Below are 20,419 nucleotides of genomic sequence, written 5' to 3'. Positions count from 1 at the left end.
CATATAACCATAGTTTCCATGTGACCAGTTTGTTTGTTCTCACTAAAATCTACCAATAGTTACTCATATATACTTCCTTTTAAGAGATTACTATTGGAAAGAATACATTTTGTATATGCCCTGACATCCAGACAAACTCGACATCCAGACAAAAACGCGGGAAAACTCCAGAAGTTTCCCCGACACCTCTCAGCCCTTCTGAGATAATCTCTGTACCCTATCGTAAGAACCAATTTCCCGCTTTTCCTAAAATTTACCCGCTTTTTCTAAAATTTAATTGTCATCTTTACAAAAATGTCACTCCACATAAAGTTCCTCATCTAAAATTTAAGTGACTGATTCGCATTAAAAAAGCGAATCATTTTATCGTATCTTGTGTATTCCCGTCTATTTTTTCATCCAACCAACTTCCAAACCCTTCAATTAACGCTTCTGTTGCCTGCATCTGCTCCAGCTCATTTTTTACCTCACGAAGCAGATCAAAAACCTCACTCTTAGGATTTTCTACAAGTTGCTCTTCAATATCCTGTAATCTCTTATGTAGGTGGTGTTCTTGAAGATGCAAGTAGACAGCTTGTTTTAATATAGCACGTGCATCTTCTATAGGGGCTCCACCAAGGATAATACGCATACCAATATTTTGCACAAGATGTTTCATACGCTCTAACAGAGCTTTTTGTTCTCTTTTCTCTAAGAATGCAACCATCGTCTCTTTATCATGAAGCTGTTGGTCCCCAAGAATTTCCAACATAGCTTGATGAAGAGTTATCAATTGAGTATTTTTTAATTCTAACTCAGAAAGAATTTCAAAATTTTCATACCACAACTCAGGATAGTAAGCTAAAGTGAGTAAAATAACTGCTTCACGCAAAGGAATAGATTGCGAAGAATTTCGTACTATTTCAGAATTTGCTAACAGAGAAAAGGTTTGATCTTTAAAGGTCCTATTTGGTGAAGATTGATCATATCGCCCTCCCCCCTTTTTTTTCGAAAAAGAGGGACGAAAAAAATCAAAAAGGCGTTTTTTTACATCTTGCAAATAATAACGACGGACATCTTCATCCTTAATCGTAAAAATTTGTTGTTTCAGTTGTTTTTCTAGCGCTGCTCGTGTCTCTGGAATTTCAAAATGCTTTCCATAGGTAGCTCGCCACCATAAAAGCTCACTCAAAGGAATTGCCTTTTGCAAAAAAGAAGAAAAAAGCTGTGCTCCACCAGCACAAACAATTTCATCAGGATCTTTCCCTTGTGGCAACAAAACAAAGCGTACACAAACTCCAGCCTTTAAAAGAGGCAACACACGATCAGCAACACGAAAAGCAGCTTTTAAACCAGCATCATCACCATCAAAACACAAAATGGGCTCCTTCCCCATCTGCCATAAAAGCTCAATTTGCGCTTCCGTTAATGCTGTCCCTAAGGGCGCTACGACTCCTTCAAAACCAGCTTTAGTCAATGCAATGACATCCATATACCCCTCAACAACAAGAAGTGAATGAATTTTTTCATCGCCAACAAAGCGACTATTTTTGCGAGCTGCTGCCGCGTTATAAAGTATATTTCCTTTATGAAACAGCACTGTTTCAGGGCTATTGAGATATTTTGCTCGTGTCTCTTTCTCTAATGCACGCCCTCCGAAAGCCACCACACGTCCGCGCAAATCTTCGATAGGAAACATAATGCGATTTCTAAATCGGTCATAAGAATCCGCGCTCTCCTCATGCACTGAGAGAAGCCCACATTCTTCCATTTGCTTTATTGAAATGCCCCGTGCACTCAAAGCTTCTTTCAAAGCTGTACGCCTTACCGGTGCAAAACCAATGCGGAAACGCTCTACAAGCTCTGGTGTAACACCACGTGCATCCAAATAACGACGTGCTTGCGTACCTTCTTTATCGCGTAAATTATATTGGAAAAAATCTGTAGCAATTTTCATCACATCATAAAGGTCAGCTTTTTCCAGTTGACGTTTATGACTTTGTGAATCCAAAATAGGGAGTTTTATTCCCGCAAAATCAGCCAAACGCTCTACACTTTCTGAAAAGTGCAATCCATCAAGCTCACACAAAAAGGTAAAAATATCTCCACTTACACCACAACCAAAACAATAATAGCGCCCTTTATGATCATCACAATGAAAACTTGGCGTTTTTTCACCATGAAATGGACAGCAACACCAAAAGTCTCCCCGTGAAGGCTTACTTTTTCGAGGATCAAAATCCACCCGTTGCCCAATCACTGTTGAAATTGGGAGTCTCGTACGCAGTTCATTAAGGAAATCGGGCGGAAAACGCATTATCTCTCACAGAGTTTGAAATTTCTTTTTTGCATATTTAACGACTTTAGAGCATAATTCCAATACTTCCTCTTAAGCAGTTGTAAAATTTAAAACCCTCAACTGCATATATTTTTAGAAATGGAGAATAAAAAAGTGATCGAATTTATTGTTCAATATCCGTGGTTAGAGGCTATTTCTTGGCTTATTATTCTTACTATAGCTGCCCTTTTAGTGAACTTTCTAGGACGAAAATTACTTATTCACGGAGCAAAAAAACTCTCTTCTTTTCTCCCCAAAAATACAACGATCGATATTAATAATGCTATTCAATACATGGCAAATATCACTTCAGCTTTTATTCTTTCAATTGGTGTTAATTTTATTCCAACATTGCCCGATGCATTTAGCACTGTCATCGGTAATGTTGCCAACGCCTTCATTATCTTTTTTGTTGTCCTGACAATTTCTTCCTGTCTCAATGTCATTAACATCCTTTACGAACAACGACCAACAGCACGACTAAAACCAATAAAAGGTTATATTCAAATTGCTAAAATTGCACTTTTTGCTGTTGCAACAATTTTAATGGTCGCTACATTGATTGACCGCTCCCCTCTTATTCTCTTCTCCGGTCTTGGTGCAATGGCCGCGGTTCTCATGTTAATTTTTCAAGATACGCTCCTTTCTCTCGTTGCCGGTATTCAAATTTCATCCACTGATATGGTTCGCGTTGGAGATTGGATTGAAATCCCCAATCTCGGTGCCGATGGTGATGTTATTGAAATTGCCTTGCATACTGTTAAAGTTCAAAATTTCGACAACACCATCACCTCAGTTCCTATCCGTAAACTTGTGACCGACCCTTTTAAAAATTGGCGTGGCATGCAAGAATCAGGTGGCAGACGCATCAAACGCTCCCTTTTTATTGATCAATCAAGTATCCATTTTCTCACAGAAGAAGAACAAAAATATCTTTCTCGATTTAATTTATTAGAAAATTATTTCACGCAAAAAGTAGCAGAAATTGATCAATGGAATGCTCAATTAGATAAAAATCATGATGTCTTAGCCAATACGCGCCGTTTAACCAACATTGGAACTTTTCGTGCTTATGTTTTTGCTTATCTACAACAGCATCTAAATATCAACCCTAATATGACCTATATGGCAAGGCAATTACCTCCTACAGAAAATGGTTTACCCTTAGAAATCTATTGCTTTACGAACACCACCGTTTGGATAGACTATGAACAAATTCAAGGCGATATTTTTGATCACCTTTATTCTATTCTGCCCTGTTTTGGTCTAAAGGTTTTTCAAAATCCAAGCGGTTATGATTTTAATCAAGTATTAAAAGCAAAAGTGAAATAAAAACAATAAACTTCAATTTATTAATTTTGAAGTAACCACATTCACAACAACAAAGAAAGAATAAAGTATCATGAATGGTTCATTGGTACTCCTTCATCTTGCCGGCGCTATTTCTTTACTTCTCTGGGCCACACGCATGGTGCGCACAGGAATTGAACGCGCCTATGGTGACAGACTTAAATATAAAATGTGCCACGTCATTTCAAAACCATTGTTTGCTGTAAGTTTTGGACTTTTTACAGCAATGATTTTACAAAGCTCTACAGCAATAACGCTCCTCGTTGGTTCTTTCGTTGAATCTGGTTTTGTCTCTGGAGTAGCAGGACTTATGGCTGTACGTGGAGGAGAATTAGGGTCAGCAATCGTTGTAAAAATTCTCACCTATGACCTCACTCTTGTTGTGCCCTTGTGTCTTTTAATTGGCACTTGTATCTTCATGACAACAGAAAAACGTGAATGGCGTCAAATAGGACGTATTGTCATCGGTATTGGTCTTTTGATTTTATCTTTAGAGATGATAAGTACAGCGACAGAACCTTTACGTGAAAGCGAAATTTTGCCTAGCATCATTCGTTATCTTTCAACCGATCCTGTTTCCTCTTTTTTGTTGGCTGCTGGCTTAACCTACCTCTTACATTCATCCATCGCAGGAATCATTTTGCTGGTCAATTTTGCCAATTACGATCTTATTCATACGCAACTCTGTGTTGTCATGGTTCTTGGTGTCAACTTTGGCTCTTCTCTTATAGCACCACTTTTAACGCGCAACGCCTCTCCTAATACCCGCCTCGTTCCCTTAGGAAACTTACTCATGCGTGGGGCCGGTTCAATCCTTATACTTATCTTATTTCTCTCCTTTCACCCTCCCATCACATGGCTTGGCAATAACGCCCCTACTCAAGTAATCAACGCCCATATCATTTTTAATGTTTTCATTCTCCTTGCTGGAATACCACTTTCAAAATGGGTTTTAAAATTAACCACTCAGATCGTGAATATAAGTGCAAAAAAAATGCAAGCTAACAAAACGCTCAATTTATCCGATCAAACAGCTCTTGATGACAGTGTTCTTGAACGCCCAACTCTCGCTCTCTCAAATGTCATGCGTGAAGTCATTCATATTTGTGATCTTGTAGACATCATGCTAGAAAAAATCATGGGACTTTATGAAAATCCTGATCCCAATATTATTCGTGAACTCAACCAACTCAACACCATATTGGACAAAAAACATATCGCCATCAAACTTTATCTTGCACGATTAGCGGGACAAAAATTATCTGACGAAGAAGCTTTTCAAACGCAAGAACTTCTAGGCGCCTGTATAAAATTAGACCAAGCAGGCGATATCATTATTCATAATATGCTGATGCTGGTTAAAAAGAAACAACAAAAAGGTTTACAGTTCAGCAGCGAGGGCTGGAGTGATCTCCTTCGTTTCCACGCCATTGTACTAGCCAACGCGCATATAGCATTTAACGTTCTCGTCTCACGTGATACACATACTGCACACCTATTGGTACAAAAAAAAGATCAACTACGAAACTTAGAAAAAGAGATGAGTTTAAAACATTTTAAACGTCTGCGTGAAGGGGATCTCAAAAATGTAGAATCATCCAGTCTTCATCTCGACACTGTGCGCGACCTCAAACAAATCAACTCTCTTTTGACCTCAATGATCTACCCCATTTTAGAAGAACAGGGACTTCTTCAAAGTTCTCGTCTACGCACCCCTGCTGAAGAACAAACAGAAAAAACTTAAACTTTTCAAATAACTTGAATAAAACACACATCACATCGATTATTCAATTTTGAATATGGTCAAGATATTGATTTAATCAAAACATCTTATTATTTGACAATTTAAATGAGCTTTCTTCATCGTAAATTTCTTTCATTTAAAATCTATTCATGATGAATTGCTCAAAGTCATTTGCTTGCATATTACAAACAAAGCAGCATGTAGAATAGAACTCTTGAAGAAAGACATAAAAATGCCTAACCATCTCAAAGCCAAGACTGTTAAACACATAAAGAGTAGGTCAAGAGTATGATAGTTCCAACCTAAACTCGCCTTGTAAAAAGGGGATCGCTTCACAGTAGCAGCAAAACAGAAATGCTCTATAAGGAATGCAAAACCCCACAAAAATGCAATATTTATATCAAGATCTGTAGAGGCTAAACCTATACAGCCACGCTATAACGTGTCAACAAAGCAGTTTTAATTTCAAACATCATTGATATCAATTGGCAAGCTCCAAACTTTTAAATATCCATTTTACTTATTGCTTTAATCATAGTTGTTTTTTTCAATTTACGAGAGAGCTTTAAAAAGCTTATAAATACACTTTATGAGTTATTAAAACATTTTCACTAATATTTTATTATTTTATTCGTATTTCTAAATTAATTAATTTGTTTATAAATTAAAATGTATTATATATTTATACTTATTAAGTATTATTATGATACATAATGTGAATATTATTTTCATATAAAGGAAAGTAATAAGTAAAATATCTAAAAGCAATATCCTTTCCACTGGGTAAAAAAGGAATAAACCTTGATTTTTACAAAGTTTACTCTAGTTACAATTTAAATTCAGGCAAAGGAGGGTATCATGGAAAATGCAAACATCGGCTGGATTGCAGCTATTGTTATCGGCGGGATTGCAGGTTGGGCTGCACAGTATATTATGAAAAGCCAAACAGGAATATTGTTAAATATTATCTTAGGGATTATTGGCGCTGCGCTAGCAAGCTTTCTTTTTAGTCTTTTAGGTGTAAGTTTTGCTGGTTGGCTTGGCTATCTTATTTCAGGTTTTATAGGAGCCTGTATTCTTATATGGATAGGACAAAAAATTCGATCATAGAGTATTTATTTTTTACACCTTTTGGAATTCAATACAAAACTAGGAAACAACTAGCAGAGTTTGAAATATTTTCTTGTAACTTGGTGTTACCAATTTTGATATGATGGTGAGATGCTTAAGCTGCGATTTTAGGCATACACCATCACCGTATTATAAAACGAAATGCAGTAAAGAACTTTATAACGCACCATTTCATACCTATATAAACTTACGCATATCAGGAGAGATATGTTGCGTTATTTTAACGAAATACGAACTGATTTTTGTACCACGTGCGCAAATCCAGCATATCTCACTGTAATAACAATTCATAAGGTTACAAAAATCACTAACGATGATTAAAAATTCTACCGTATAATGCTTAATAGCTTACACTCTATCAACAATGCCCTTTTTACCAAGAAAACTCGAAGAGCTTTTTTGCATCTTAAGAAATAAAGAGAGACGGTAAGAACAAAATGATAAAGAATTTTTTCTAATCTATGAAAGAAAATAGTATATAAAATAAATATGAAATAATATTAATGTAACTTTATTATAGAATTACTACAAATTATGTTATGTGAAGTAATTTTTAACAATTTTAACAATATAATGTATTTTAAAGTTTTCAAAAATATATGCATTAATATAAATTTCTTGATTATAAAGAATACGATCCCCTTTACATCTCAATTCAAAAGATTTGAATACCTCTTCACTTTCTAAAGTATAAAATAAAGTTTTGTTCCTCTTAAAACTTCCTCTTTATATCATCTTGCATAGATGAATTTTTAGCTCTTCTTTATATGCGTTACAAACGAATTTTAAAGTACGAAACATTTTTCCCATTGCTCTCATGCGATAAAGAAATTTCCGTAACGCATTGTGAAAGCGCCTTGGATAAAACATAATACCTTATTTTGCTTTTTTAATGAAAATAATCCTATAATATATACTTCCCGCATATCTTCTTTTAAAGACCTTTGCAATCGACTTTCCCTTTGATATCTTCCTGTTAAAATCTTGCTGCTTTTATACTCCTTGTATTACAATAGAGCTATCTATTTAACCCAACATAACATATGGAATAAGACTTTAGCTGTGGAGTAAAACGATGTCTGATCTTGAAGATTCCATCTTACCGCCTCTAACGTGGTTCTCTGATCAAAATCCTCCAATACCAGAAAACGTTCGCGATTGGCTCATGGAATCGGGCTCGATGACGCTTCGATTAAAGAAATATTGTACCTGCCTCCAAGTTCAACCACAACGCGAATGTTTTATTACGCAAGATAAATTAACAGAAGAAGCAGAGCATCTCCCCGAAAGTGCGCGTTATTGGCTACGCGAAATCATATTAATGGGAGATAATAAACCTTGGCTCCTTGGACGCACTGTAATTCCACAAGAAACCCTCCTACACAATCAAGCCTTGATGCATTTGGGAACTGTACCTCTAGGACATTATTTATTTAACAATGACAAATTAACCCGCGATTACATTCATATTGGTCAACAAGGTGCACTATGGGCACGCCGTTCCCGTTTGCGGTTAACGGGTAAGCCATTGTTGCTAACTGAACTATTTTTAACAGATTCACCACTGTATCCCCACAAATAGAGGTTACTCATTTTATTCTGCATAATTTATAGATTTTATATAGCTTATAAGGGATTTAATCAGAGAAAAGAATTTCAAAATTATCTCAAGAACACATTAAAAACAAAGATTTCTTTTCAAAATATCCTTTTATTTCATAAACTCAGCTTTAAAAATCTCTTCCCTAGAAAAAACGTTCTAAAATTCTGATTTTCTTATCATTAAAACCAGCACTTGAATTAAAAAGATACACGCCATATTGATAAAACCATCTATATTTAAATTTCTTACCGAATAATCACTACTCTAAATATGGTAACTCTTTATCAAACAAATGCTTTGAAACAGCAAAAAAGACAATAATACACTCCCCAAAATTGGAAATCTGTATCAATTAACTTAATCATCCTGTTTTAAAATTTTTAACAGTGCAAATAATAGATCTTTTTTTAAAAGTAAAAACTCTATAACCTTTTTGTTTTTTAATGATCTAACAGCTTTGAAGAACAGAAAAATATAATACATAAAAGAATGTTTATTGCTCTATGAGCTCCAAAAAAACTTCGTTGATTTCAAAAAAATATTTTTTTGATAATAGTATGGATATAAAAAATAAATGATATTTATCAAAATCCTACTGATTTATAAAGGTGACGCACAATAAAAAATATTTTCCCATCCCATTGAATTAACAAGATCTATTGCAATTTTTTACGAAGACTATTGCACACTTTAGAAAAATTCATTTGCCCCGCATACCGTTCCTTAAGCCATGCCATCACCTTACCTATATCGCGTAATTTTTCAGCCTTTGTTTGTGCCAAAGCTTCACAAAGAACCTGTTCTACTTCCATCTCCTTAAGTTGATAGGGAAGAAATTCACGAATAACTTCTATTTCTGCTTGTCCTCTCTCTGCCAATTCCAAGCAACCAGACTCTTTATAGGCTCGCATCAATTCTTCACGCTGTTGAAGCATTTTAGTGAAAACAGACTGTATCTGCTGATCATCCACTTCTAGCTTCCCCTCATCATAATAAAGAATATCACGATCCCTAACTGCAGCATTCATTAAACGAAGTGTAGCAAGACGCGCACTATCTTGCACTTTCAAAGCAGCCCTAAGAGCCCCATCAATCTGGTTACGCAACATAAATTTATCCAATTTTGTTCAAGAAGAATATGCCTTTTAACCAATCTTTATCCATCTTGCAATGGAAGATAAAAAAATAATTAAGGACTCGATCTTCGAAAAGCTAAAACAAGACTTTACCTCTTCATGGAATGTACTTATACTGCCTATTTCAAGCGAAACGTTACCAGAATAATATACACAGCATCTGTTAAGGTATGATTTTTGTGTAAAGTTGGTCATTATACCTTTCAGAGAATAAATTGTGGATACATACTATGATACAAGCAACTTCACCCAGCCACCCTTGGAGTATCAAAAAACCGACAGCCCTCTTAGTCTTAGCAGATGGAACCGTTATTGAAGGCAAAGGAGCAGGTGCTACAGGTATCGCTGAAGCTGAAGTGTGTTTTAACACCGCCATCACAGGCTATGAAGAAATCCTCACCGACCCATCATACACACAACAAATCGTTAATTTTACTTTTCCTCATATAGGAAATGTAGGGGCAAATAGCGAAGATATTGAAGATCTCTCTCCTCTCAATTGTCATGGTGCTGTTGGCGCTATTTTCAAAGCAGATATTACACATCCCTCAAATTATCGATCCAATGAAAATCTTCATCAATGGCTTAAAACGCGTAAAATTATTGCACTTTGTGGTATTGATACACGTGCACTCACAATTCTTATTCGTGAAAAAGGTGCACAAAATGCTGTCATTGCACATGATGCTAATGGAAACTTTGATATTCCTTCTTTAAAGAAACGTGCGCAAAAATGGCACGGTCTCGTCAATCTTGACCTTACGAAAGACGTGACATCTCAATCATCAATGCAATGGAATGAAAAACCATGGAGTTGGAATAAAGGATACGGTACAAACAATGTGCACAATCTTCATATCATTGCAATTGACTACGGTATTAAGCGCAATATTCTTCGCCTTATGGCAACACAAAAAGCCCGCATTACTGTTGTGCCTGCCCACACAACTGCAAAAGAAATTCTGGCAATGAACCCTGATGGCGTTTTTCTTTCTAATGGACCAGGAGACCCCGCAGCTACAGCTCAATATGCCATTCCAATGATTAAAACATTAATTGATCATAATTTGCCAATTTTTGGAATATGTCTTGGTCATCAACTTCTCGCTCTTACGGTTGGTGCAAAAACCGTGAAAATGCACCAAGGACATCATGGTGCCAACCACCCAGTTAAAGACCTTAACACTGGAAAAGTTGAGATTGTATCGATGAATCACGGTTTTGCCGTAGATTCTTCCTCTTTACCACAACATGTTCAAGAAACACATATTTCTCTCTTTGATGGTTCAAACTGTGGTATTCGAATCATTGGAAAACCTGTTTTTTCTGTTCAATATCACCCCGAAGCTTCTCCTGGACCACAAGATAGCCACTACCTCTTTCAGCATTTTTGTGATCTCATTATGAATTATAAAAAAATATCTTAAAATAAAAAGCCTCACCTTTTAACTTCTCTCCTTTAAATTATATCATCTTCCTACGCACAATTATATTATTTTTATACCTACAACTTATTGAAGTTGTATTATTATTTATCATTCTGAAACTAAAAAGAGCGCACTGAATAGCTTAAATTTTTCTCCTTCCTCTTCTCTTAAGGTCGTATCCATCAAAATCATTGGCTTCTCCCCCAAGCAAGGTAAGTGTATCGATAAAAACTATTTTTAAAAAGAGTAAAGTGTCTAACCTTCGAATAAGCATTGGATTCACAATACAATTTTAAGCATTCTATTTTGCATGAGAAGCATAACTCCTCCTAAAGAATAAAGAAATTAAAGTGTGAGACAATGCAACAAATCTCTACTTTTTAAAAGATATTGCCGTAGATGGTTTTGAAAACTGTAAAGCCGAATAAAAAAGTAATAGCAAAACAGAAAACATCTTTTCAATTTTACAACTTTATATTCTTCCAAAATGAGGTTTTCTTTCGATTCCAGAAGTTATGCCAACAAATATAAGCAATATTTTACTTCCAATTTGCCATATAAAATTTGGAATTGTTCATACAATACTGATACATCTAACGCAGATACGTTTTAATCTTTTGTTTTCAATATGCTGCTGCATTAGCACTGGATATTAATTTGCAAGCAATAGAAAAAATACGGACTCCCCTATACAAACAATATCACAAAATAAAAAAAATTATTTGCACTAAATGAGAAGGATATATCGATATTTTATATAACACTTTGTTAAACAAATATCACAAAAAAACTTTCTGCCTATAAAATGATACATTTTGTTTATCTTGTGCATTCTTCTAGCAAAATAGTACGTACCGGCCTCTCTCAACAAATTAACGTACCCGCAAGGCAAAAATAACTGTCGCAACGACAAGAAGAAAAAAGCCTCCAACAAAAGGAGCACCTGAAAAATAAAACAGTGCATTTTTATCTGTAAAACATTCAAAAAGAAACACATAAAAAACAGAACCAAATGTTAAACTTAATGAAATAACAGATGTCATCGCTCCTTGCAGTTCTCCTTGTACATTTGTCGGTACCTGCGCTGAAGCAATCGCACGTATAGGTGCATGAACAAGATATTCAAGCATTGTACACATACAAACCATATAAACCATCCACCCCTGCGTCGCGAATGTATAGCCCAGCATAGCAACGGAGGCAAACAAAAGCCCCACTATAACAATATGCCAATCACTCCATCGTTTAGAAAAATAAGGCAAAAAGAGAGCGACTACAATAAATTGGCCTATCCCAAAAACACTATAGGAGAGTCCAATAGAAAAAGAACTCCAATCATAGCGTTCTTTTGCAATGAACGCCCAAATGCTTAACCATACAGATTCCGCAAACCAATAAAGAAAAAAGACCAATAACACCCAAAGAACCATCGGATATTGTTTCAGGTGCCAAAAAGCACCTAAGGGATTTGCCCGCTTAATATCAAAAAAGCGCCTATTCCATAAAGAAAGGGTTTCTGGAAGCATAACCCAAGAAAAAATAAAATTAATGAGTGAAAAACCAACAGCAAAATAAAACGGAATACGCGGACCAAACTGACCTAAAAAACCACCAATAAACGATCCTAAAATAAACCCCAATGCGGATGCAATGCCTAACAAACCAAAATTGCGTGTACGGGTTTTATCATCAGATATATCCGCAAGATAAGCTGTACAAGTTGCAAAACTAGCGCCACTTATCCCTGACAAAAGACGCCCGATAAATAACATAGAATAGCTCCATGCTATAGCACATATGAGATTATCAAGAGCAAAGCAGATAATAGAGAGAAGCAAAATAGGACGACGACCATAACGATCAGAGAGATTGCCAATAACAGGAGCAAACAAAAACTGCATCACTGAATAAGCTGCAAGTAATTTGCCTCTTTCTACAAAAGATGTACTGACCTCTTTTCCAGTTAATTGAGAAAAATATTCAGGCAAAACAGGACAAATGATCGCAATACAAAGAATATCTAACAATAAAGTAATGAACACTAAAATGAGCCCACGCTGAACAAATTTCGGATTGAGCATTTGGTCTTGCATAACATACACACTATTTTACGCATACAATTACTTCCCCGCTATATTTTAACTCCCTTTTCCTTTTAAAAGTATTATATACCGTATACTTTTCACATATGAAATAATAACAAAGTAAAAATTTAAGTAAGAGTCAAGATAAAACTGTAAAATTACGTTTTAATTGGTGTATCTTTAGTTGCTATCTCATTGTCAAAGAATAAAAATTTTTTTTGCATTATACGAACAAAATATTTGTGCGACAAACTCATGAACAAAATTTCATGAAACACAGAGTATTTCCAATAGTTTTAGAGACATTACGATGAATTTTATCAGACATCATTTTCCCCTCTCATCCCACCGTTTTCAGGAATCTCAATTCCATTGGATACGTTAGATATCCTATAGTAATTGAAACCTTTTAAAAGATAAGCTCTTAAAAAATTTTCTTACCCTCAGAATATGCTATAAAGTTAAAGCAGCAACACCAGAATAGCTTAACAACGTAAAAAGCTCATCATATTTTTAAAAATATTTATTTGACAATAATTTTGATTAAAAAATAAGTATATTATAGAGAAAAATCCTTTAATTCTATAATCTTAGAAAAGATTCATATCGTTTGCAATTTGTGTAACCTTAAAAACCATGATTTTATCTTTATATTCATTGATACTCTTAATGATTGTATGCTAGCATTAAATCTAACGATGATCATGATAAGCATTTAAAAAATAGCACTTTTAGAAATAGTTCGTCATGAATTTTTAATTCAAAATGGTGTATAAAATGCGAAAAATATCCCTATTAATTCTCATATTAATGTTGGTAACAGGATGTGATGTTCAGGATTCTGATTCACAAGAGAGTACTGTAGAAAATAAAATAAAAACACAACAAACAACCAACGTAAACCTAGATCCCTATACTCTAAATAAATTAAATGCTCTTCTCAAAAAACGTTCAGAAACAAATTATCAGGAAAAAGGGGCACTAATTGACTTTCTTTCTGAAGCTTTTTTAGGGACACCTTACCAAGCAAATATGTTACATGGCTCAGAAAATACACCAGAAAAACTGATTATTGATTTTAGAGGCTTAGATTGCTTCACTTATCTGGATTATGTTGAAGCATTGCGCAAATCAACATCCCAAACAGAATTCATAAATAACGTCATAAAAACGCGTTATATTAACGGTAATGTTCATTTTTTAAATCGGAAACATTTTTTTACGGATTGGGCTTATAGAGAATATAAACTCGCCACTGATATTACCGCTGAAATAAGTCCCCATGCGGTAAAAATAGAAAAATATCTCAATAAAAAAGCTGATGGTGGAAGCTATCTACCTGGGTTGCCAGTTGTGAAACGCACAATAACGTATCTTCCAAGTAACTTTATTAATGAGGAGGTTATAGGTCGTTTACAGTCTGGTGATTTCATTGGTATTTATACGAAACTTGCTGGATTGGATGTAACACATGTGGGCTTCTTTATCATGACAGATAAAGGGCCAATGTTAAGAAATGCTTCTTCACGAAAAGAAAACGAAAAAGTCGTTGATTCTCCTTTTATGAATTATGTTGAAAAAACACCAGGAATCATTGTTTTAAGAGCTCTTGAATAACATCATAGCGATATGAAATATCTTCTCTATTCTTAAAATATATACTGTCGTTATTCAGGTAAACATCTAACTTCGTTCAAGCTATACGGATACAATATATTTGTTTACAGTTTTAAGAGAAAAAAGTCGTTTTGATCTAACTTTGTTTATAAGTATGACAAAATCATTTTTGGAGAAATTACGGATTTGTAATCACTTTTACTGGTTGAACGATAAAGACAGAAAAAACTCTATTATAGTATCACGCTTTCCTTTCATATTCTCAACCAAGAGTTATCTTTAGATTACCGCTAATCTGATCTTTACGAATATAACGCAAAAGACACAAACGAACGTTTGTAAAAATAAGTAAAAGTAAAGCCAGATATGTTTGGTGGTTATTTCATAAAGTATTCTATAAAAATTCGATCTACCTCTCTAATTTATTGCATATAAATTTTTGACTTTATAGCTTTTTTTTCCTTATAAAGTCTTTGCTTTTTGTTATTATCTATAAATTAAAATAGCCCTGATATAGCAGCATATTATGATTAGGATGCACCAGTACTGTACGAGTCCTTGTAAAATTTTGATGCCAGATTGGAATGAAAATATGAAGGCATCAATTAAAAACCAGTTTCTATCTTTAGCATCATTCTTTAGTTCAGCTTTACAATTTTCTACAGTAACGACAATAATATCCTTTAAAGAGTAGAGTTATGAGCATGATTTTTGTTTTTTCATCTTTTAATGAGTCCCCCATCCTTCATGCAATAAAGAACACTCTAAACAGAACACATTGTATCGATAAAACAACACATTTATTAGCAACAATAATGACGATTAATCTATGATCACAAACTTTAAAACCCTATTCATAACTTTTATACAAAATTTATAATTAAATCTCATTAAACTTATTACGAAGGCTTCACTCCTCCTCGCCCTAAGAAACGAAACATCTACTCCCGACAGTCTGTAAACGATCCGTTTTCTTAAATGGATTTAAGCTGCTAACCATTTCATGAGATTCACTTACAAAAGAATACACCGGCAAGTCCTATTTTGAATATTTACTCCATACTCTAAAAACACTTAATAGATCAAATTTTATATGCCTTATCTCACCACACCTTAAATGACAGTGTTTTAACGAAATAGAATAAATCTTGCCTTAAATACTCTGTTTAACCTTGTATACTTGATTGATGCAAAAATTAAATCAACAAAAGAGCATCATTGTATTTTCGAGAGGTATGAATCACCCCATCATAAAAAAACAGTCCTCATAACATAACAGGTAATTTGAAAAAAACTTTTTATATAAAAGGGATTACCGTTGTACCGGGAGGCAATTTTGCCTCATCTTCAGGCTCGACATGAATAGAAATACGCACATTATCAAATTCTTTTTGAAGAACAGCTTCGATTTTATCACAAATTTTATGTGCTTCTCCTACCTGCATTACAGCAGGCACAACCAAATGAAACTCTATAAAAGTAACCCTTCCAGCAACACGCGTCCGCAAATCATGGACCTCAAGCGCACCCGATGCATTTGCAGAAATCAGCTCCCGAATCCGCATGCTTTCATTCAATTCAACGCCAACATCCATTAACCCCTGAACAGCATTTCTAATCACCTTCCAGCCCTGTAAGAGAATATTAACGGCAACGATTATCGCTAAAATTGGATCTAAAGCTCCCCATCCCCCGACAAAACCGGCAATCAAACCAATTAAAATTGCAAGCGAAGTAAAAACATCTGTTATAAAATGCACTCCATCAGCTTTAAGAGCCGGTGAGCGATGGAGTTTTCCCTGCCAAATAAGAACCATTCCCCACATACAATTTATGACAGTTGCAATAAGATGAATAACAAGCCATATTCCAGGTTTCTGCAACAATTTAACGGTAGAAAGAGCTATCCATGCTTCTCTTAAAATAACAATTGCCGCAATAATAATGAGTACCCCTTCAAGAATTGCGGAAAAATATTCCGCTTTATGATGCCCAAAGGGATGATCATGATCTGCTGGCTTCATACTCACTTTAACAGCCCACCATGCTGCCAATGACGCAAGGATATTAACAATTGATTCCAATGCATCAGAATAAAGTGCAACCGAACCTGTGATGTGATATGTCCAATATTTCAAAGCAAAAACAATACACGCAATAAAAATAGAGTATAAAGTCAAGCTTTGTATATTGATTTTTACATCCATGAACCTCATCCTTTTCTTCACGAAATAGGGAATTAATATTTTCAACCATATCATTATACTTTTGGCATAACGACGATCTTTCCTCAATATTACAGAAGCTTCATCATACAATAAACGCCTAAGCTCACCATTATTATCGTAAAAACTGCTCAGTTACACGAACAGCATCAATAAATAAAGAAGAGAAAAAATAATAGAAAAAAGAGCTTTCCCAAGAGCAATCAAACACATAACCTTCATTATTAATCGTTTTCTGAATAACTTAAAGCCATCTCACTTCTCATAAACGAAAAACTTGTTTTTGCTCAAATCTATCATGATCATGCATTATTTTTTTATCTTATGATGTGCATTATACCCCATCTATAAGCCATCGTTGCACCTTAGAAAAAATATCTTAGCACTCTACGGTAACTTTACAGGTCAACTGGATTTTAAAAGATGATTTATTAAAAAATTTAGATATAAAAAGAAGAACAATGATTACCCTCAAAAAAAAAGAATCTGGGCATTGGGGACCCAGATTCTTTTCCCTTAGAAATTAAGGGCATACAGAACTTGGGAAATAGCGGGGACCCAAGACACTGCACCCGATACGAGAAAAAATATATGATTCCGTATCAGTATTTTTACATTATACCTATGGTTGTATATTGTCAACACAAATTCCACCATAAGTTTTAAAATAATGTTTTTTTATCTCTTTTTTTTAAATAAAATAAATTCTAACATCTGGAAATCATAAGAAAAAAGCACTAAAAATCTCGCATGCATTTGAATATCACAACAATCAATGAAACAGATGATCCACGCCTAAAAGCCTATCATAATATCCGTGAAAAAGATCTTGTTGGACGGCAACATCAATTTATTGCTGAAGGCAAAGTAACATTGTCCGCATTACTACATTCGAAAGAGTTTTCTGCCATCTCACTGCTCATCGTAGCAAACCGTCTCTCTGGACTTCTACCGCTTTTAGAAAAAACACAGCCTCTATGTCCCATTTATTGCGTTCCACAAAAAGTTATGGATAATATCACCGGCTTCCATGTTCATCGTGGTGTTCTGGGTATTGGTAAACGCAAAATACTGCCATCCTTACAAAGTTTTTTACAACATCTTCCAGAAAAAGCTTTGATTCTTGTTTTATGTGGTATCTCGAATCACGATAATATGGGATCAATTTTTCGTAATGCAGCAGCCTTTGCCAGTAATGGCATTATTGTCGACAAAACCTCATGCGATCCACTTTATCGCAAATCAATAAGAGTGTCTGCCGGCGCTGCTTTAAAAGTACCCTATACGCAAAACGCTGATATAGATGACATTATAGCTGCTCTAAACGATGAAAACTTTCATCTTTATGCACTCTCCCCTTCTGCCTCACACACTCTCAAGCAAGCCAACAAAACCAAAAGAATGGCACTTATTTTTGGAACAGAAGGCGATGGCTTACCACCCCATATACTACAACAATCAAACACCTTACGTATTCCCATGACTGACGGTTTTGACAGCCTTAATGTTGCCACAGCCTCAGGTATTGCACTTGCTCATTTTACCAACTTTGACCACTAAAGATGATAACACTTCAAGTTATAAAACATACCCAATGTTGTATGTTATCTATCAGTCTCCAATAATATTGCCGTCCCCTAGCCTTTGAAAGCATTGATAAAAAACATTTTTACATTTTCTTTATCATCACTTTCCACACCCTAACCCCGCTTATGACGTGCAGAAGATATAATTTTGATGGATTCAATCATAAAACAAACTTTCAATGAGAAAACCTTCCGGAAGTCTCTCATTCAAGTTTAAGATTAAAAAATATCATTATAAATCAATTTACTATGCTTTATAAAGCTGTTGTTTTTAGTTCTGAGGAAACAGGATCTTTTGTTTCGAGATTGCATAAAACGCGCTTCAACATCATTTCAGTATCAGCTGCACGTTCTGAATGTGTTACAAATCCTCCCCCAAGAATACGCGCCTCATGACCATTTCCATCATAAAGAACGCAAGCTTGCCCTGGTGCCACACCATTTTCACATTCCAATAAATCAACGGAAAAAATACCTTCTTTATAATGTAAGCGCGCAAGGTGAGGAGGACGCGTTGAACGCACCTTTACAGCCACCTCAATACCTTGAGAAGGGAAATTATCTAACGACTCATCACCAAGCCAATTCACATCACGTAAAAAAAGCTTATGCGTTTCTAACATTTCACGCGGTCCAACAATAACACGTGCATTTTCCACATCGAGATAAACCACATAAAGCGCTTCACCCGTTGATACCCCAATACCACGACGTTGACCAACCGTATAATTAACAATTCCCGAATGTTTACCTAAAATCTTTCCATCAATATGGACAATAACGCCAGGATTAGCTGCTTCTGGACGCAGTTTTGCGATAACATCTGAATATTTTCCTTGTGGAACAAAACAAATATCCTGACTATCATGCTTATTGGCAACCACAAAGCCCATTTCTGCTGCCATTTCACGAACGCGGGCTTTTGGAAGGTCACCAAGTGGAAAACGCAAATAATCAATCTGTTCTTGTGTCGTTGCAAAGAGAAAATAACTCTGATCACGATCATTATCGAGAGGACGAAAGAGTGCTCGATGCGCTCCGTTGGAACGCGAACGAATATAATGTCCCGTAGCCAAAGCATCTGCCCCCAATTCGCGTGCCGTTGCTAATAAATCAGCAAACTTAACCGTTTGATTACATGCAATACATGGTACTGGGGTCTCTCCATGAGCATAACTTTCTGCAAAAGGATCAATAACAGCTTCACGAAAGCGCTTTTCATAATCAAGAACATAATGAGGAATTCCTAGTGTTTCTGCAACGCGGCGTGCATCCTCAATATCTTGTCCTGCACAACACGCCCCCACCCGATGCGTTGCTTCCCCATGATCATAAAGCTGCAACGTAATGCCAATAACATTATACCCTTCCTTTTTCAAAAGACCTGCAACAACCGATGAATCAACCCCCCCCGACATTGCAACAACAATGCGAGAATCCTCAGGTTGTCCTGGTAAATCAAGACTGTTTAAAAACATGTATTCATTCTCTATTTAATGCTCTGTTTAATGGCTACCTATATGTTGACATTCTGATGCACGCTCTTCAGCACTTTTACACGATTGATTGTCTTTATATTATTTTTTTATCCTTTCCACAACCATAGGCATTATTTTCTTAAGAGCTGCTGCAAACAAAAAAAGAATGATGGAAATAAGGCATAATGGCAATCGTTTAGGAGAAATCCTTTTTTGCTCTTTTGAAAACTCCGGTAAAATATTGCAAGAATCTCTTCTACACACTTCAACTTGAGCTTCTTTTTACATACCCAATCACTTTATTAATTTTTTCTTTCAGCGCTTTTAGCTCTTTTTTAAATTTCATGCTCTATAAACGAATCAAGTCCTTGACTAAAGGTAGAGGATACGAATGAGCAATTTGATAAAAACACAAATGAAATATGTTATTGGGCCAGATGGAAGTCCGCTTACAATTGCCGACCTACCGCCGCAAACAACACGGCGCTGGGTGATTCGTCGCAAAGCTGAAGTTGTTGCGGCTGTCAGAGGTGGATTGTTAAGTCTTGACGAAGCGTGCCACCGTTATACTTTGACTGTAGAAGAATTTCTTTCATGGCAAAGTTTAATCGATGAACACGGTTTAGCGGGATTACGAACGACCAAGATTCAACACTACAGGCATTAAGTTGCCATTGATTACGATTTGATAACATAAAGCAATCTATAAAACAGCCAAACT

General features: G+C 35.5%; 13 protein-coding genes. 8 read left to right on the top strand and 5 right to left on the bottom strand.

All coding sequences use genetic code 11. The annotated features are described in order from the left end of the window. Positions 1-358: 358 nt before the first annotated feature. Entirely contained in the window at positions 359-2,296 is a 1,938-nt protein-coding gene (gene dnaG / locus ACFILU_RS07880; protein WP_375631189.1) for a DNA primase, read from the bottom strand. Between the two features lie 135 nt (positions 2,297-2,431). On the opposite strand from dnaG, the gene ACFILU_RS07875 reads away from it, so the two are divergent. The 4 genes from ACFILU_RS07875 (at position 2,432) to ubiC (ending at position 8,124) form a co-directional block, all read left to right on the top strand. After that, positions 2,432-3,649 (top strand): mechanosensitive ion channel family protein, encoded by a 1,218-nt coding sequence (locus tag ACFILU_RS07875; RefSeq protein WP_375631190.1) that lies wholly within the window; start codon positions 2,432-2,434, stop codon positions 3,647-3,649. A 70-nt stretch (positions 3,650-3,719) separates the two neighbouring features. Next, positions 3,720-5,411, top strand: a complete 1,692-nt coding sequence (locus ACFILU_RS07870) for a Na/Pi cotransporter family protein (protein ID WP_375664072.1) — start codon at positions 3,720-3,722, stop codon at positions 5,409-5,411. A gap of 858 nt (positions 5,412-6,269) precedes the next feature. Further along, positions 6,270-6,521, top strand: coding sequence for a GlsB/YeaQ/YmgE family stress response membrane protein (locus ACFILU_RS07865; RefSeq protein ID WP_273790808.1), 252 nt, complete (start codon positions 6,270-6,272; stop codon positions 6,519-6,521). A gap of 1,096 nt (positions 6,522-7,617) precedes the next feature. Further along, a complete protein-coding gene (gene ubiC, locus ACFILU_RS07860) occupies positions 7,618-8,124 on the top strand; it encodes a chorismate lyase (protein ID WP_375621383.1) in 507 nt (168 codons plus the stop codon). 677 nt (positions 8,125-8,801) lie between these two features. Here the strand turns inward: ubiC and ACFILU_RS07855 are convergent. Continuing rightward, the gene (locus tag ACFILU_RS07855; RefSeq protein ID WP_273790810.1) at positions 8,802-9,254 is read right to left on the bottom strand and encodes a GatB/YqeY domain-containing protein; all 453 of its coding nucleotides are present in this window, start codon (positions 9,252-9,254) and stop codon (positions 8,802-8,804) included. Positions 9,255-9,511: 257 nt separating this feature from the next. Here ACFILU_RS07855 and carA point away from each other — a divergent pair, with 257 nt between their 5' ends. Then, on the top strand, positions 9,512-10,708 hold the full coding sequence (carA, locus tag ACFILU_RS07850) for a glutamine-hydrolyzing carbamoyl-phosphate synthase small subunit (protein WP_375675502.1): 1,197 nt from the start codon (positions 9,512-9,514) through the stop codon (positions 10,706-10,708). Between the two features lie 872 nt (positions 10,709-11,580). Here the strand turns inward: carA and ACFILU_RS07845 are convergent. Next, on the bottom strand, positions 11,581-12,801 hold the full coding sequence (locus tag ACFILU_RS07845; protein ID WP_273790812.1) for an MFS transporter: 1,221 nt from the start codon (positions 12,799-12,801) through the stop codon (positions 11,581-11,583). A 768-nt stretch (positions 12,802-13,569) separates the two neighbouring features. Between ACFILU_RS07845 and ACFILU_RS07840 the strand changes: the two genes are divergently transcribed. Further along, complete coding sequence (locus ACFILU_RS07840) at positions 13,570-14,409, top strand: DUF1460 domain-containing protein (RefSeq protein ID WP_375675501.1); 840 nt, start codon at positions 13,570-13,572, stop codon at positions 14,407-14,409. A 1,298-nt stretch (positions 14,410-15,707) separates the two neighbouring features. On the opposite strand, the gene ACFILU_RS07835 is transcribed toward ACFILU_RS07840, so the two are convergent. Further along, positions 15,708-16,616 carry a cation diffusion facilitator family transporter gene (locus tag ACFILU_RS07835; protein WP_375631194.1) on the bottom strand — a complete coding sequence of 303 codons (909 nt, stop codon included), beginning with the start codon at positions 16,614-16,616 and terminating at the stop codon, positions 15,708-15,710. A gap of 768 nt (positions 16,617-17,384) precedes the next feature. Here ACFILU_RS07835 and ACFILU_RS07830 point away from each other — a divergent pair. Beyond that, entirely contained in the window at positions 17,385-18,194 is an 810-nt protein-coding gene (locus tag ACFILU_RS07830; RefSeq protein WP_375655117.1) for a TrmH family RNA methyltransferase, read from the top strand. A 280-nt stretch (positions 18,195-18,474) separates the two neighbouring features. On the opposite strand, the gene mnmA is transcribed toward ACFILU_RS07830, so the two are convergent. Beyond that, positions 18,475-19,698, bottom strand: coding sequence for a tRNA 2-thiouridine(34) synthase MnmA (gene mnmA / locus ACFILU_RS07825; protein WP_375621388.1), 1,224 nt, complete (start codon positions 19,696-19,698; stop codon positions 18,475-18,477). Between the two features lie 391 nt (positions 19,699-20,089). Here mnmA and ACFILU_RS07820 point away from each other — a divergent pair, with 391 nt between their 5' ends. Then, positions 20,090-20,365 (top strand): DUF1153 domain-containing protein, encoded by a 276-nt coding sequence (locus tag ACFILU_RS07820; protein WP_273790817.1) that lies wholly within the window; start codon positions 20,090-20,092, stop codon positions 20,363-20,365. Positions 20,366-20,419: the final 54 nt, after the last annotated feature.

This window comes from Bartonella sp. CL100XZDX, from assembly GCF_042195375.1.
Taxonomy (GTDB): Bacteria; Pseudomonadota; Alphaproteobacteria; order Rhizobiales; family Rhizobiaceae; genus Bartonella.
Note: the sequence above shows the minus strand (reverse complement) of the source record. Positions and strands in the feature narration are given on the sequence as shown.